A 14,895-nucleotide genomic window follows, 5' to 3' on the forward strand; every position below is an offset into this window, starting at 1 on the left:
TTCTTATGCCTTCACACGATCGGTCGGCTTCACTGAATGCATCACTGTCTTCTGCTGCTTGCCAGACGTGATGATTTCCATTTCGGCCATTCCCATGAAAGGGAATTCAAGATGCTTGTATTTGGCATACTCTGTGGAATTTCCCATCGAGTATTCAAGGCATCCGAATCCGGAAGCCATGCCCTTGGAGGAGTCCAAGGCGGTCTCCACGTAGACCTTCGTGGCGTCGTACTTGACGCCCTCGAATTCCCCCGACGAAGACTTCATGCCGAGAACTTTGACCTGACTTTGAAATTTCATTGCGTATCCTTTCCGTAATGCCAAAATGGGGCCTGATGTGTTCCGACTGGCATCAGAAGTCGGGCAAGCCAAACGTGGATCGAAGACGACGAGCTGACTCAGATAGCTGGCCGACTTTTTCTAGCCGATCAGGCCAGCCCTCGCGACACAGCGAATCCAGCAGAACTTTGTCATCGCCGAAAATCTCGCGGAACGCAGTTAGGTGGCGGCCGTACTGAAGTCGGAGATAGTTGAACGAATCCTTGAGCTGAAGCTCGGCCGATTTTTCGACGGCGGTGAGTCGCCTAAGCTCATCGGTGATCAGCTCGCTAATGAAATGGAGGGCAGGGTAGGAACCCGCCAGCAGCCGTGATGGACGGAGCAGGTCGTCAGCCGAAATTTGATAATTGCTGCCGTGGATTTCCAACTCCACTCGCAGCCACTTGCTATCTGGATCACCGAGCTGGCGACCCTTTTCATATATGCGAAGCAGTTTCCCCCCAGCGCGGGAACCGATGTAGATTGAGCGACCAGACTCGGGGTAGTTTTTCCAGTCGCCGCGTTGCTCCAACTTCGATGGACGTCCGCCTGCGGAGAACTTGAACAGGCCGTTATCGAAATCCGTAACGAAACGCTCCACTCCGCCTAGCTCGCCGTTAAAGTCGTCGAAAGCGACATCGATACGCGTTATCCGAAGCAGCTGCGATTCATTTTTTTGAATCCCAAGCGCACCGCAATCCACGAGCTGTGATCGCTTTCCAAACTCAACCAGGCGAGATTCCCACCCTCGCCTAGCCACGCCGCAAGCGTGCCCATCCAGCATCAGCATCGCAGTGGAGTTGTTTCCGCCGGACATCACTCGACCGCAGCCTTCTGCTCCACGCCAGCTGTGACGATATCCGTTCATTCCGTTTTTCGACTTGGCCTCGATCTCGAAGCCAGTGATTTTCGGAAACCACAGCCGAGCGTTTTCCTCGAATTGCAATTCGTCCAAATCGAATTGGTTCGGAAACGTCACTGAACACCAATCAACGATGCACACCTCTCCGCCGGCAGGAACACGTCGAGGGACAAAAACAGGCTTGCCGGAAGAAGAAAGAACAATCCCATCGATCGTATGTTTCTCGTCATCGGTATCGTTTCGGGAGGTTTCTCCCCGTATTACTAGACGGGGAGACGCCGCCGCCGGCGCGGGCAAGCCCGCATCCGGCAGGCGGCCAGTCTCACGCGCAAAAAGGCCTTCGGCCAGCATCTGACCGAAAGTTGAGTGAAATTTGGAATTGGGCGTGCGCCGATACTGAAGCCGCCCGCGACCTGGCCTGATCAAATACCAGCCGAACAATCCGTCAACGAGCCGAACCGAATCCGCCGGCGTGTCTTCACTGGCCACGCCGGCTGACCCAGCCTCAGGAAAGCCCTTGCCAATCACTTCGCAACCCCCGAAGCAATGAAGTCTTTGCCTTGTTCGAGCGCACGCTGATGGAGCGCGGCCACATTAATCAGACTCCTTTTTCCCAAATGCAGAACGGGAACATATTTCTTCGCGATCCAGCCATCGACCACACCGACGTCGACACCTACAAGTTCAGCAAACCGATGGCGATCGAGCAGCCCAACAGGAAAAAGAGATAGATTCAATTTGCTCACCTAGTATGACAAACGAGTGCATCTGGTGAGTTGAATTCTGGGTCAGGAGCGGAGGCGATACAAGCGCCAAACCCCCCTCAAAAGTGCGAGGGTTGGAGCAACATGACATTCGAGAATGAGGGTATAGAGAAATGCCAATCAACCGACTATTGGAGAGCAGAAATGGCGATTACCAAAACTGAAAGCGGCTGGGCGCTCGACATCAAGCCCGGTGGACGAAAAGGACAGCGGATACGAAAAACCTTCAAGACGAAATCCGAGGCAATGGCATTCGAGCGCCATGCACTCGGCAAATTGGATCAAGATAAGGAGTGGCGACCAGCATTCCGGGACAGCTCTAAACCACTATCCGAACTTGTTCAACACTGGTTCTCCTCGCACGGCCATCAGCTGCGATCCGGGAAAGGAACACAGGTTCGACTGATTGCAATGTGCAAAGCTTTGGGCGATCCCCGTGCTGGCCAACTCACGCCGACCATGTTTGCGGAATACCGTGAGGCCCGCATGCGAGCAGGCTCAAGTCAAGGGACGATGAACCGCGAGTTGAGCCTACTGAAGGCAGTGTTCGAAGAGCTAATTCGACTCAAAATCTGGAAGCAAAAAAACCCACTCGGTGAGCTGCGAAAAGCAAAAGAGCAGCAAGCCGAGCTGTCATGGCTGACGCTCGATCAGATTGATGATTTGCTAAGGGCGGCAGAAAGAAGCGAGAACACACACTTGCATCTCGCGATGCGCTTTGCACTGGCAACAGGCGCCAGATGGGGCGAAGTCGAAGGCCTTGTGATTACGCAGATCGCAAGCGGATGCGTGCAAATCGGAACTAAAAGTGGGAAAACGCGACCCGTTCCGATTTCAAGCGAACTGGAAAACGAATTGCGCGCACATCACAAATCCCACGGCAAGGGTACCAACGTTTTCGGGTACTGCCGCGCGGCCGGAAGAAAGGCGATTGAACGAGCTCGGATTGAGCTACCTGACGGACAAGCACTTCACGTACTGAGACATACGTTCGCTAGTCATTTCTTACAGGCGGGCGGCGACATATTGACGTTGCAGCGCCTTCTGGGCCACAGCTCACTTACCGTGACGATGAGATATGCTCACCTCTCGCCAGGGCATCTACAACAAGCAACTTCCCTCAATCCAATGTCATTGCTTGCGGCAGAGCTAGCCAAACAAAAAGAGGAAAAAAGGTGAAAACAACATTTGTGACGCTTCTTACGTTTGGAGCACTTTTATCGGGCTGCGGCACGCTGGGCATGAAAGTCGAGATGAATCGCAACTACACTCAAAAACAAGAATTCGATACCGACGGATTTCATGTCGTGATCGACAAGACGACGCTTCAAGGCGTGAGAAAAAGTGATCAGTTCAATGTTCTGACCTTCGACGCGTCATCGCAGGAGTACATTGATCTGATAACAACGAGCATGTCGGACGCAGGTATCTCCCGCGTCAAAAGAGTTCAGAGCTCGGATCAATGGGACAAAAACGCAACCGGCCTGTTCGTTACGTCCAGCTATGCACTCACGTTCGGTTCGCCAGACAAAGCCAAGCCGCCCTATATGAAGTCATACCAAGCATCCGGAGGTCTTTCGTATGGCGACAAGAATGAAAAAGGAACGGGGGTTGGCCTCGGCATCCTGAATGCTTTGACCGTAGTTGCCACCGCAGCAGCTGGGAATGCCGCAGCCGGTGCCCCAACCGTATCCGCTGCCACACCTCGCCTGGCAGACGGATCGCAAGCCCGAACATACGCCGACATGATCGAGACAGTTCCATGCCAGAACTTTGATGGATGCACGGAAAAATTTGAAATTGTCGGTTGCATCATGACCGAACCATTTCAACGCTGCAGCGATCAGATCTTGATTACCGTCTCGTCGGCAAGTAGCACTTCGACGAGTGGGCGAAAACTGATGAGCTACGGTGTGAAAGCCATGGTTAGCGAACTAGCGAACGCTGTCGTGATCAAGCCACCTAAAACCGAATCTGCCACCGGCACAAGTGGCAACAAAGTGGCAACGCCATAGTCAAACATAGTCGATCAATGTCGAACGCGAGACGGTAAGTCTTTGTATAGTCGAACAATGTCGAACAACGAGGCCGGGCAAAACGGATTGTGATTCCAGGTGTCACCGGTTCGAACCCGGTATGTCGCCCCAAGAATTTAATTAGAATCAAGAAGATAGGCCAGCTCGGTGAGCTGGCCTTTTTCTTTGTGGCAACGGGTCAAAAGCGGGCGTCCCTTGCGGAGCATCTCCCCGTTTGCCCTCACCCTCGGCATCTTGCGCGCTCTACTGGTCTGGTGGGATGACCAAAGAAGGGTGTTGCCCTTTTGCTTATCCACCCCCATACAGAAGCTGCGCAGGCCATTCACCAGTCAGTGCAAAGCCCCCATTAGTACCGCGATCAGTACCGCGCCTAGATCCTTGGCAATCGTATTCATCGCGTCACCTCCATATGGGCGGACAGTGCAGCGTCCCGCAGCCGCCAGGGCGTCTGCCTTGCCCGGGTGATATATGCGAACTGAAAAGCTGCGGGGAGCGTTGCTGGATCCACGGCGACACGCTCGTCAGCCCTGCGCTTGCCGGTGGAGGGCGTGTTGCGCACCGGGACGATCTGAATGCAGGGGACGAAGCAGCCTGTTGGTGTGTCGCGCCGCACTTCGGTGTCCGTGCAGGCGCAGCTCGGGAGCTGCTGGCATAGCAAGGCATGTTGCGCGCGCGACGAGGGAAGAGCGAACTACGCCGCGGGATACCAGCGTGCTGCGAGCCAGAGTGTCGTCACGCACAACAATGCGGCAAGCACCCGGTTGAGAAGAAGAAGGCGATTCATGACAGCCTTTCGGAGTTGTGGCCAACTCAGGTTATGACAAATCGCTACTACAGCAATAAGGGTGCATGCGTGTCCAGGGACTGGCGATTTCCGGCGGAGTCGGGGGGCACGCCTCAAAGATCCTGTCCAAGATCTGGAGTTCGGAGCACGTTCGCAACTGAGCCAGTTCCTCATGGCCGGGCGGGGTGGCACCCAACCCTGAGTTTGTTGTAATCCAGCCGTCACGCGCCAGTCACATGCCGACGTTAGCCTCGTGGCTCTGACCGGATCGCGGGGGCGAACGGTAAAGAAGCGTCAGCTTCTACGAGGGTCCGAAAGGACTATTCGGGTCTTTCTCCTGCGGTTAGATCGGTCACATTTTCTGGTCATGCTCTTCACACGAGAGTGATCAAGAAAATCTGTTTCCGGCGTTGCAGCTCTCACTGGCAGCGTTGGGCGCAAGACCAAAAATCAACTAACCGACTGGAGAGTCTCCGATGAAGTTTCTTCCCATTGCCGCCTTGGCGTTATTCGCCGCTTCACCTGCATTCGCGGGTACCTCCTTCCTTATCGATTTCGAAAAGAACTGGGACTACGGTACGGCCGTCGACAATACTTACTCAGCACTGGGTGTCGAGTTTGTTAACGTGCTGGGTCTGTCGAATGATGCCGACTTTACGTATTTCACGAATGCCCCGTCGCCGCTGGGCACAGCATCTGCCGCGACCTTTGACGCACCCGGCTACTCGAACGCCTACCTGAACGTCGCAGGTGGTGTGGATGGCGCGCTGTCCTTCTACTACTCCAGCCCGGACGCCGTGGTTGGCGCGATCAAGGCCTACTCGGGTCTGAACGGTACCGGCACGCTGCTGGGCACGATCGACCTGACCGCCAACACCAACGACTACAGCAACTGGACCGCAGCGACCTTCGCGTTCGCCGGGACCGCGCAATCGTTCGATCTGACGGGCTCGGCCAACCTGGTGGGCTTTGACAACATCGCCGCCGTGCCGGAAGCCAGCACGTACGCAATGCTTCTCGCAGGTCTGGGCCTGATGGGTCTGGTCGCGCGCCGCAGCCGTCGCTGATCGTCGCAGCTAGTTGCCAACCCGATACTGAACTGCACAGGAGTTATCCAAATGGAATTCAAGAAGAGAGAGATCTCGCTGGCCGTGGCTGCTGCCATGGGCGCGCTCACGCTGGCTGCCGTCATCGCTTCGCCAATGGCTACCGCTGCCAAGGCTGCGGGCAAGTACGTTGCTGGTGATATTCACAATCACACGACCTGCTCGGATGGCGCGATCTCCATGCAGAAGCTGATCAAGAAGTCGACCGACAAGACGGAAACGCCTTGGGGTCTGGACTGGTTCGTGCAAGCTGGTCACGGCGGCAACGGCAACCGTAACTGCTCGCTGGTTGAAGACGCAACGCTGGAAACACCGGCCTATCCGTACGTCGTAGGCAAGGGCCCAACGACAACCTGGGCCAACAGCATCGGTGCCGACAAACTCAAGGGCGACGGCGGTGGTGTGGGTGGTAGCGGCAATATGTGGCGCTGGCAGTCGATCCAGGAAGTTCAGTACCAGGTCGTCGAGCACCTGAACAGCCTGAAGGATCTGCCAATTTTCCTCGGTCTGGAGTCGGTCGTTGCAGGTCACGAACACACCTCCATGTCGGTCATCGCCGGTCAGGTGCCCGCAGCAGGCGACGCAGCAACGCCGCTGAATGTGCCGGGCTACACGCCACTGGGGGGTTACGTTGCCTCCGGCAATGCCACGGCACTGGCGCAATGGTCGTACTGTTTTGATCGTGGCGATACGGACACCAGCCGCGGCAACATCAAGGGTTCATCCGTTGGCAACAACTGGAACTGCGCCGTACCCGGCAGCCTGAACGAAGGCGATGTGAGCTGGAACTCAACTGCGCAGAAACTGATCCCCGCTGGTGGTACAGGCACCGGCAACAAGGGTCACAACAAGACCGTTGAAGCCATGAAGTGGATGAAGGCCTACCACGCGAACGGCAGCTACTACATTCCTACTCACCTGGAGCGTGCCGGCCCGTTCAACGCTGATGGCAATAACGGTTTCAACATCGAACACCTGCGCAACTTCAATAACGCCGCACCAACCGTCGCATTCGGTTTCGAAACACAGCCAGGTCACGGCGCTTCTGCCAACCGTGGTGAGTATCAGCCGAATCGCAACAACTTCGGCGGTACTGCAGGTCTGGTCGACTCGGTCGGTGGTACGACCTACGGCGGTACCGGTGTGTATGGTTCGGTGGTGGGTGGCGTGTGGGATGCCATGCTCGGCGAAGGTCGCAACTACTGGTTCCTCGCAAGCTCCGACTGGCACAACCGCGGCAGCTTCGGTCCGGATGATCGCCGCTCGACGCAAGACTTCTACCCAGGCGAATATCAGCGTAACTACACGATGGTTCGCAGCAGCACGGGCGCCAAGCTCACGCCGCAGCAAATCGTTGATGGCATGCGTACCGGCAACAACTTCGTCTCCAGTGGTCAGCTGATCGATCGCCTGGCATTCGTCGCCTGCGCTTCGTATCCAGGCCCAGGCGCACGTTCCAACGCGACCGTGGAAGCCTTGGCTCTGGCCGCAGCAACGAACAACGCCGATATCGATGCAGCCAACTGCGCCACCATGGGTGAAAAACTCGTCGTGCGTCCTGGTGCAGAAATCGTCGTGACCATCGTTGCACGTGATCCGGAAGGCGCAAACTTCTCGCCTTACACCTTCCCGAATCCATCGTTGAAGCAAATCGGTCTGGACCAGCCGCTGAACAAGCCGGTCCTCGATCACATCGACGTGATTCGCGGTCTGGTGACGGGTTACAAGACACCGGGCGCGGCTGACTACTCGGGTGAATGGCCACGCAACACCAACTGGCTGCGCACCGATGGCACGACTGCCGACCTGTCCGTCGTTCCTGCTGGTGCCAAGAACACCTCGGCGTCCATCATCAAGACGTTCAGCGGTGCAGCTGCCAACTGGACACCGGTGGCAACTGCCGACGGCACCTTCCTGAAGATGACCTACCGCATCCCGGCCGTGTCTGCTTCGCAATACGTCCGTCTGCGCGGTACCAATCTGCCAGCAGCCGTGCCTTATGAGACAGATGCCAATGGCAACCCGCTGGCTGACTTGTACACCAACGCGGGTGACACGACCAAGCTGCGTATCCCTTGCACGACGGTAGGTACGGTTCTCACGGGTGATGCCATCAACGGTTGCCCGGCTCACCTGGCAACGGCGGGTGTGGGTAGCCCGATCGCTGGTCAGAAGGCTGTGTCGTACGACGTAGCTGCATGGTCCGACCTGTGGTTCTACAGCAACCCGATCTACATCCAGGTGAACGGATCGACTCAGGTCGCTGGCGTCCAGTAATAAAACTGCGGTTCTCCGCAATCAAGGCGCCGCGCGATTTCGCGCGGCGCTTTTCTTGTTTTGTGTCTATCGCTGTCTTGTCGAATAAATCATGCCTCTTTCAGTGACCACTCCCGCTGTTCCCCAAACATCCACGGCACTCTCCCCCACAAAACGCTTCAACTTTCCCGGCTGGATGCGCGAACCGCTGTTCCATTTCGTCGTGCTCGGTTTCCTGTTGTTCGCAGTCGATCAGTTCATCGTCGGCCGCGCCGATGATCCGCGCACCATCATCGTCAGCGCTGACATCGACAATGAAGCGAAGCAGATCTTCAAGGCGGCGCGCGGGCATGAGCCCAATCCTGACGAGCTCGAAAGCCTGCGCCGTGTCTGGCTCGACAATGAAGTGCTCTATCGCGAAGGCCTCGCGCAGCAAGTGGACAAGGGCGACTCCGCCATCCGCGAGCGCGTGATCTTCAAACAGCTCAGTGTCATCGATGCCAACGTCAAGTTGCCGAACGTGAGCGACAAGATCCTGCGTGACTGGTTTGAGGCGAACCGCGTCAAGTACGACGTGCCCGTCCGCTACGACTTCCAGGAAGCGGTGCTCTCCGGTGATACCTCCGAAGCCGCCGTACGCGCCTTCGTCGCTGCCCTGAACGCCGGTACGCCCGGTGACGCCAAGGCCGGTCTGCGCATCTTCAAGGGGCGACCCCATTCCAACCTCGTGCAGAGCTACGGCGCTGATTTCACCAAGGCGCTCGAAGCCTCGCCAATCGGTGAGTGGCGCGTGCTCAAAGCCTCGGATGGCTGGCATGCGATGCAACTGGTTTCCATTGCAGCGGCGCAGCCTGCTGACTACGCCGCCCTGCGTGGCGCGGTGATGCAGGACTGGCGCGATGCCATGGCAGCCGAGCAGCGTAGTGCTGCCGTGCGTGCGCTGGCGAAGAAGTACAAGGTGAAGTACGAAGAGTCACGCGCTGTCAAAGCCGAGAGCGCCGAGCAATGATGCGCATCTTACGAATCTGGTTGCTGGCAGGCATTGCGCTGCTGGCCACGCTCCTGCCTGCCATGGTCGCTGCGCACGAAATGAGCATGGCCGAGATGGAAGTGCGCGAAACCGCGCCCGGCGAATTTCTGTGGATGTGGTCTGCCACCAATGACAAACGTCCCGGTGCCGAAGGGCTGAATCCTCTGTGGCCGGAGAGCTGCATTGCCGAGGGCAGCGCGCTGCGTTGTGGCGCGGGCGGTCTCAAAGGCATGCTGACCATAGAGGGTGTCGGCAAGCAATACTCGGCAGCGCTCGTGAAGATCTTCTGGCTCGACGGCCAGTCGCGCGTCTACACGCTTACCGGCGGCCATCCGAAGGTGCAGTTGTACGGCTCGGCGAACGATACGCGTGGCTCGGGCGAGATCGCCGCGGCTTACACCATGCTCGGCATCGAACACATCCTGACCGGGCTCGATCACATACTCTTTGTCATCGCGCTGTTATGCATGGTGGGTTTCAACCGTCGTCTGGTGGGCACCATCACGGCCTTCACTGCGGCGCACACCGTTACGCTGGCGGCCAGTGCCTTGGGCTGGTTGACGCTGCGCCCCGCGCCGGTTGAAGCCGCCATCGCCCTGTCCATCGTGCTTGTCGCCGGTGAGGCCCTGCACAACCGCAATACGCTGTCGCGCCGCATGCCTGCCATCGTCGCCTTCGTCTTCGGCCTGGTTCACGGCCTAGGCTTCGCCGGTGCGCTCAAGGACATCGGCTTGCCGCAGAGCAATGTGCCGCTGGCGCTGCTGACCTTCAATGTCGGGGTCGAAATATCCCAGTTGATGGTCGTTGCACTGGCCTATTGCCTCGTGCGCTGGTTGTCGCGCTATACGTGGTTCGAGCGTGCGCGCAAGCCGCTGCTCTATCTCATCGGCATTACGGCGAGCTACTGGTCCTTCCTGCGTGTCGCGACCATCGTGATGTAACGACTACTCAAATCCATCTGAAATTCACTCCGGCAACGAGCAAGAGAAAACATGAAAGCATCGATATACAGGATCGTCAGCAGGCTTCTCGTCATCGGCCTGTTCCTCGGCAGCAGCGTCGCCACGGCACACGTCGGAGACGGCGAGGGCGGTGGTTTTGCGGCGGGCTTCCTGCACCCCATCCTCGGCTGGGATCACGTCGTCGCCATGGTCGCGGTCGGCCTGTGGGGGGCCTTTCTCGGCATGCCTGCGATCTGGGTGCTGCCCATCGTGTTCCCGCTGGTCATGGCATTCGGTGGCGCACTGGGCGTCATCGGCGTGCCGCTGCCTGCGGTCGAAACCGGCATTGCCGCATCGGCCATTGTGCTGGGCTGCATGGTGGCACTCGCTGCGCGGCCACCGATCTGGGTGGCTGCCGTGATCGTCGGTGTCTTCGCCATATTTCATGGACATGCACACGGTACAGAGTTGCCGACCTCGGCGAATCCGCTGGCCTTCAGCCTTGGCTTCGTCATCTCGACGGGCCTGCTGCACGTCGTCGGTATCGCCTTCGGTCTGCTGGTGCGCTGGCCGCAAGGCAAGGTGCTGGTGCGCGTCTGCGGTGGAGCGATTGCGGCCGTTGGCGTGGGCTTCCTGACGGGGGCTTTGTGAGCAGACCTGGCGGACACATCTGGCGCGGTGCGGCCGCATGCGCCTTGTTGTTGTTCAGCCTCGCAGCTAGTGCGCACGGCGATGTGCGTGGTGTGAAGGGCTTCTACGCGGGCGTGCTCCATCCCTTCCTCGCGCCCGCGCATTTCATGGCGCTTGTCGCGCTTGGTCTGTTGATCGGCCAGCGTGGCATGGCTGCCGGACGCGATGCCATCCTCACGCTTGTGTTCGGTCTTTTTGCCGGCTTGCTGGCGAGCAGTGCCTTTGGCTACCCGGAGACGGACAGCATCCTGCTGGGCCTTGCTACGCTGCTCGGCCTGATCGTGGCGATTGCACTGCAACGTCTGCCGGGCCTCTTGCTGGCCGCAGTGTCGGGCGCGCTGGGCATGGCAATCGGCGTCGGTTCCGCACCAGATCGTCTGCAGGGCATGGCATGGTGGATCATGGCCGGAGGCACATTCCTGAGTGCCTTCTTCTGCGTCATGGTCATCACGATTGGCGTCGAGTCCTTGCGCAAGGCGTGGATGCACATCGGCGTGCGGGTGCTGGGCTCATGGCTCACGGCCGCTGCATTGCTCGTGCTGGCCTTGTCGTTTGCGAAGCATGCTCCGCAGACTACGGATAGCCGCGCAGGCAACGGTAACAATGCTCTGCGAGCATCGGTGAATGCGGGAGTCATTGCAGGGCCGGATCGTCTACGTCCGTAGCTCGTCATTGCGTCCTGAAGGCGATATGGAAAATCAGGAGACGTACTGGCATGGCATTCAAGCTGAAATTTCTGGCGATGGCCGCTGCGTGCTGCGGCAGCATTGGCGCACACGCCTCGGTTCTCTGGAACGAAGCTGACAACGGCGATCTCGCCAATGACGGCCTGTCGCCCACAACACTGCTTGTGAGCAGTGGTTCCAACCGCATTGTCGGCTCAACGGGCAATAGTGGCAGCGGCGTTGACCGCGACTACTTCAGCTTCACTGTGCCGACCGGCTTCGTGCTCGACGCGATCCGTCTGCTCGACAACACCTCCGTGTCCGGTGGCTCTTCCTTCATCGCCATCCAGGCCGGGCCACAGCTCACGGTTTCAACAACTGGCGCCGGCGTCGAGAACCTGCTGGGCTTCACGCACTACGGCAACGACCTGATCGGTACGGACTTGCTGCCGACAATGGCCATCAAGTTTGCCGGTGCGCTGCCGAGTGGTGTCTATTCAATTTGGGTGCAGGAGACGGGTGGCCCGGCTAGCTACGGCCTCGATTTGAACATCTCCGCGGTGCCCGAGCCTGCAGGTTGCGCGATGCTGCTGGCGGGGCTTGGTCTATTGGGTCTGGCGCGCCGCAGCGGCACGCGGACATGAGCTTGCAGTTGATTGCGGTGCATTTGGAGCGGGGCATTTGATTTGTAGCCCGGATTTCGCTTCGCGGCATGCCGGGCTACGTTCGTGGGCTGCCTGTCGCCAGATGGCTAGCGCGCTGCCAGGCTCAGCTGGTTCAAAGCTTGCGCAGCTTCCAGTCGGGCAGGCTGCACCTTGGCCAGCTCGGTGAGCAAGCTGCGCGCGGCGGCCGGGTCGATGCGCGTCAGCGCCGTTGCCATGCGCAATAGCGGATCGTAAGCGGGGCGAAAATCGGGGCTGGTGCGCAGTACCGATAGCAGCGGCTCGCGTACTTGCGCAAGCATGCGCTGCACATCATTCGACGGCAGTGCCTTGCGACCAATCTCTATATAGCGATTGCGTGCCGTCCAGTACGCGGCTACGCCTCGTCGCGTTGTCTCGTCCGAACTGGCGGCCAGCATCTCGGCGGGGTCGGTGCTGAGTTCGCCGAGCAGAGCGGCGAGCCGATCTCGCGGTAGCGAATCGGGTGCGTAGGTAATGCGTGGCGCCATGTAGGCGACGACGGGATGGTCGTCAGTATTCGCCTTTGCGTCAGCGGAGAAGCGCGCGAGCGATGCGGGCCCGGCGATGAAACTGCCGAGCACGGCGAAGGCGTCGTTGAAGCCGAAATCGGCAGGCGCTTGTGGCCAGGTTGCGGTGGCGAGACGCTGTGTTACCTGCGCCATGTCGAAGCGGGGCCCGCGCTCATTTGCCGCACTGCCGATGAGGCCGATGGTGGGCGTCTCCAGGCTGTTGGTGGCGAGCACTGCGTGCGCGTCGGGATAAGCCGTGATGAAGGCTTTCACGATGCTGCGAAGCGTATGCGTGTCGAGCTGATGCAGCGGCAGCCACTGGCAGAACAGGCCGCCGGGGGCGAGGCGCTGTTGCACGGCGCGGAAGTGCTCGACCGTGTACAGCGCCGCCGAGCCGCTGCGTGCCGGGTGGAAGTTGTCCGAGACGATGACGTCATACTGCTGCGACGATGCGCGCACATAGTGGCGCGCGTCGGCAGCGATCGTGTGCAGTCGGGAAGGCGCGCCGTCGTCGGTCAAGCGGCGCGTGAAGTGATCGGATGCTGCGATGACTTCGGGCAGCAACTCGACGGCGTCGACTTGCAGTGAGGGATCTTCGGCTGCCGAGAACGCCGTAACGCCCGTGCCCAGCCCGAGAAACAGCGCCTGCTTCGGAGAGGGGTGAAGCAGCAGGGGCAGCAAGGCCTGGCGCGCATCGGCCAGGCGGGAATCGCTGCTGCCTTCCTGCTGGCGATTGTCGATGCGCAGGCGCATCACGCCTTGTGCATCCTCGACCACGCTGACGGCGGACATCGCGCCATCGCGATAGCTGACGACGTGACCGCCTTCGGGCACGTCGACGAAAGCCAGCGGTGGTGTCCATATCACCAGCACGAGCGCCATGGCGGCCGGAGCCCATACGACGGGCTGGCGCCAGACTCGCGGTGACGTCAGCCCAAGATAGCCGACAGCGATGAGCAGCAGCGCGAACTTCGGGCCGACGGCGAGCATGAGCACGACGCCGAACAGTACCGGCGCAAACGCTGCGCCGAGCGTGTTGAAGGCGAGGGCACGGCCGAAGCTGATGCCAGCCTCGTGTGCCTGTGTCGTGAGGTGGCTGAATAGCGCCCCCATTACGAATGTCGGCAGGCCAAAGGCTGCGAGAGCGAGCAGGGCTTCTGCGCCGAGTGCTGCGTTCATGCTCGCCCCGAGCAGTTCGAGCGCGGATGCCTTGAGCATTTCTGCAAACCACAGGCCTAGCGTGGCGAGCAGGCAGGCTGCTGCGAGTGCAGCCAGCAAATGGTCGCGCGTTTTGTTGTCATCGCTGCGACGAGAGAACCAGCGTTGATAGGCCGCCGCGCCGAGCGCGGTGCCACAGAGATAGACCGCCAGCAGCATCGCAAAGGTGTAGACCGTGTCCTCCGCGACCTGGCTCAGCACGCGCACCACGAGCACTTCGTAGCCGATGCCGAGCAGGCCGGTGGCGGCGAATAATGCAGCAAGTTTGCGTGCTGCGGGCTGTAGCGCTTTGCTGACACGCTCATCCATCGCGTGCGCAGCACCGGCGCGCAGATACAGCGCAGTGGCCGCGCACGAGAGATTCATCACCGCGCACAGGATCGAGGTGCGCAAGAGGCCGAACGCGGGGATGAGCCAGAAGGCGCTCGCCAGCACGCCGACGACGGCGCCGAACGTATTGCTTGCGTACAGCGCGGCGATGGATTGTTTGTCAGGTCGTGTGTGTTTTCGCATCTGCGCCAGCACGCGTTCCATCGCAGGCAGCGTCGCCCCCATCGCCAGCGTGGCGGGCAATAGCAGGAGGAAGGTGCCGCAGAACGAGACTGCCCACTCCCATGCAGGGTTCGGCTGTGGGCCGGTGATGTTCACCAGCACGCCACCGAGGGGTTCGATGAGGAAGGCAAGCGCGATGCACCAGGCTGCGATGAGCGCTTCGCAGGCCGCATACCAGCGCGTCGGGTGAGCGCTGTGGGCAATGCGATCACCCAGAGTCAAGGCACCGAGCGCAAGGCCTCCGAAGAAGGCTGCGACGACGGCGAGCACCGCCGCTGTTTCATGACCCAGCCAGACCGCGCATTGCTGCGTCCACACGATCTGATAGGCGAGGCCGGCGAAGCCGGAGACGAACATAAGCAACAGGCCGAGGCGCCGACGCCAGGCGGCAAAGGGAGGGCGGAGAGCGCCCGAAGACGCGGGCGCAAGGCTGGAGAGATTGGAGGGCATCGCGCGATGGTAACGATGCAATGGGTCTGTT

General features: G+C 59.6%; 13 protein-coding genes. 9 read left to right on the top strand and 4 right to left on the bottom strand.

The genetic code is table 11. The features are described from left to right. Positions 1 to 3: 3 nt before the first annotated feature. Genes VVD49_RS13470 through VVD49_RS13480 form a run of 3 tightly spaced genes read right to left on the bottom strand, consistent with a single transcriptional unit; the run spans position 4 to position 1,917 of the window. Entirely contained in the window at positions 4 to 300 is a 297-nt protein-coding gene (locus VVD49_RS13470; RefSeq protein WP_327599697.1) for a hypothetical protein, read from the bottom strand. Between the two features lie 52 nt (positions 301 to 352). Beyond that, the gene (locus tag VVD49_RS13475; protein WP_327599698.1) at positions 353 to 1,708 is read right to left on the bottom strand and encodes a replication initiation factor domain-containing protein; all 1,356 of its coding nucleotides are present in this window, start codon (positions 1,706 to 1,708) and stop codon (positions 353 to 355) included. Next, positions 1,705 to 1,917, bottom strand: a complete 213-nt coding sequence (locus tag VVD49_RS13480) for a hypothetical protein (RefSeq protein WP_327599699.1) — start codon at positions 1,915 to 1,917, stop codon at positions 1,705 to 1,707. Before VVD49_RS13480 ends, VVD49_RS13475 begins: the two co-directional genes overlap by 4 nt. Before the next feature lie 171 nt (positions 1,918 to 2,088). On the opposite strand from VVD49_RS13480, the gene VVD49_RS13485 reads away from it, so the two are divergent. The 9 genes from VVD49_RS13485 to VVD49_RS13525 all read left to right on the top strand — a co-directional run bounded on the left by VVD49_RS13485 (position 2,089) and on the right by VVD49_RS13525 (position 12,096). Further along, positions 2,089 to 3,123 carry a phage integrase gene (locus VVD49_RS13485; RefSeq protein WP_327599700.1) on the top strand — a complete coding sequence of 345 codons (1,035 nt, stop codon included), beginning with the start codon at positions 2,089 to 2,091 and terminating at the stop codon, positions 3,121 to 3,123. Next, complete coding sequence (locus VVD49_RS13490; RefSeq protein ID WP_327599701.1) at positions 3,120 to 3,959, top strand: hypothetical protein; 840 nt, start codon at positions 3,120 to 3,122, stop codon at positions 3,957 to 3,959. The genes VVD49_RS13485 and VVD49_RS13490 overlap by 4 nt, the downstream gene beginning before the upstream one ends. A 1,281-nt stretch (positions 3,960 to 5,240) precedes the next feature. Next, entirely contained in the window at positions 5,241 to 5,831 is a 591-nt protein-coding gene (locus tag VVD49_RS13495; protein WP_327599702.1) for a PEP-CTERM sorting domain-containing protein, read from the top strand. Between the two features lie 51 nt (positions 5,832 to 5,882). Next, positions 5,883 to 8,147, top strand: a complete 2,265-nt coding sequence (locus VVD49_RS13500; protein WP_327599703.1) for a hypothetical protein — start codon at positions 5,883 to 5,885, stop codon at positions 8,145 to 8,147. Between the two features lie 91 nt (positions 8,148 to 8,238). After that, the gene (locus tag VVD49_RS13505) at positions 8,239 to 9,135 is read left to right on the top strand and encodes a peptidylprolyl isomerase (protein WP_327599704.1); all 897 of its coding nucleotides are present in this window, start codon (positions 8,239 to 8,241) and stop codon (positions 9,133 to 9,135) included. After that, on the top strand, positions 9,132 to 10,097 hold the full coding sequence (locus VVD49_RS13510) for a HupE/UreJ family protein (RefSeq protein ID WP_327599705.1): 966 nt from the start codon (positions 9,132 to 9,134) through the stop codon (positions 10,095 to 10,097). Before VVD49_RS13505 ends, VVD49_RS13510 begins: the two co-directional genes overlap by 4 nt. Positions 10,098 to 10,148: 51 nt before the next feature. Continuing rightward, a complete protein-coding gene (locus tag VVD49_RS13515; protein ID WP_327599706.1) occupies positions 10,149 to 10,748 on the top strand; it encodes a HupE/UreJ family protein in 600 nt (199 codons plus the stop codon). Further along, complete coding sequence (locus tag VVD49_RS13520; protein ID WP_327599707.1) at positions 10,745 to 11,452, top strand: HupE/UreJ family protein; 708 nt, start codon at positions 10,745 to 10,747, stop codon at positions 11,450 to 11,452. Before VVD49_RS13515 ends, VVD49_RS13520 begins: the two co-directional genes overlap by 4 nt. A gap of 50 nt (positions 11,453 to 11,502) precedes the next feature. Then, a complete protein-coding gene (locus tag VVD49_RS13525; protein ID WP_327599708.1) occupies positions 11,503 to 12,096 on the top strand; it encodes an FxDxF family PEP-CTERM protein in 594 nt (197 codons plus the stop codon). 107 nt (positions 12,097 to 12,203) lie between these two features. Here the strand turns inward: VVD49_RS13525 and VVD49_RS13530 are convergent, their stop codons facing one another. Continuing rightward, entirely contained in the window at positions 12,204 to 14,885 is a 2,682-nt protein-coding gene (locus VVD49_RS13530; RefSeq protein ID WP_327599709.1) for a fused MFS/spermidine synthase, read from the bottom strand. Between the last annotated feature and the right edge of the window lie 10 nt (positions 14,886 to 14,895).

The organism is Uliginosibacterium silvisoli (assembly GCF_036017035.1).
Classification (GTDB): domain Bacteria; phylum Pseudomonadota; class Gammaproteobacteria; order Burkholderiales; family Rhodocyclaceae; genus Viridibacterium; species Viridibacterium silvisoli.

Bases quoted from the DNA above. Each gene is read 5' to 3' on its own strand.
- VVD49_RS13505 (WP_327599704.1), top strand. From the start codon at position 8,239: ATGCCTCTTTCAGTGACCACTCCCGCTGTTCCCCAAACATCCACGGCA.
- VVD49_RS13485 (WP_327599700.1), top strand. From the start codon at position 2,089: ATGGCGATTACCAAAACTGAAAGCGGCTGGGCGCTCGACATCAAGCCC.
- VVD49_RS13495 (WP_327599702.1), top strand. From the start codon at position 5,241: ATGAAGTTTCTTCCCATTGCCGCCTTGGCGTTATTCGCCGCTTCACCT.
- VVD49_RS13525 (WP_327599708.1), top strand. From the start codon at position 11,503: ATGGCATTCAAGCTGAAATTTCTGGCGATGGCCGCTGCGTGCTGCGGC.
- VVD49_RS13515 (WP_327599706.1), top strand. From the start codon at position 10,149: ATGAAAGCATCGATATACAGGATCGTCAGCAGGCTTCTCGTCATCGGC.
- VVD49_RS13470 (WP_327599697.1), bottom strand. From the start codon at position 300: ATGAAATTTCAAAGTCAGGTCAAAGTTCTCGGCATGAAGTCTTCGTCG.
- VVD49_RS13510 (WP_327599705.1), top strand. From the start codon at position 9,132: ATGATGCGCATCTTACGAATCTGGTTGCTGGCAGGCATTGCGCTGCTG.
- VVD49_RS13500 (WP_327599703.1), top strand. From the start codon at position 5,883: ATGGAATTCAAGAAGAGAGAGATCTCGCTGGCCGTGGCTGCTGCCATG.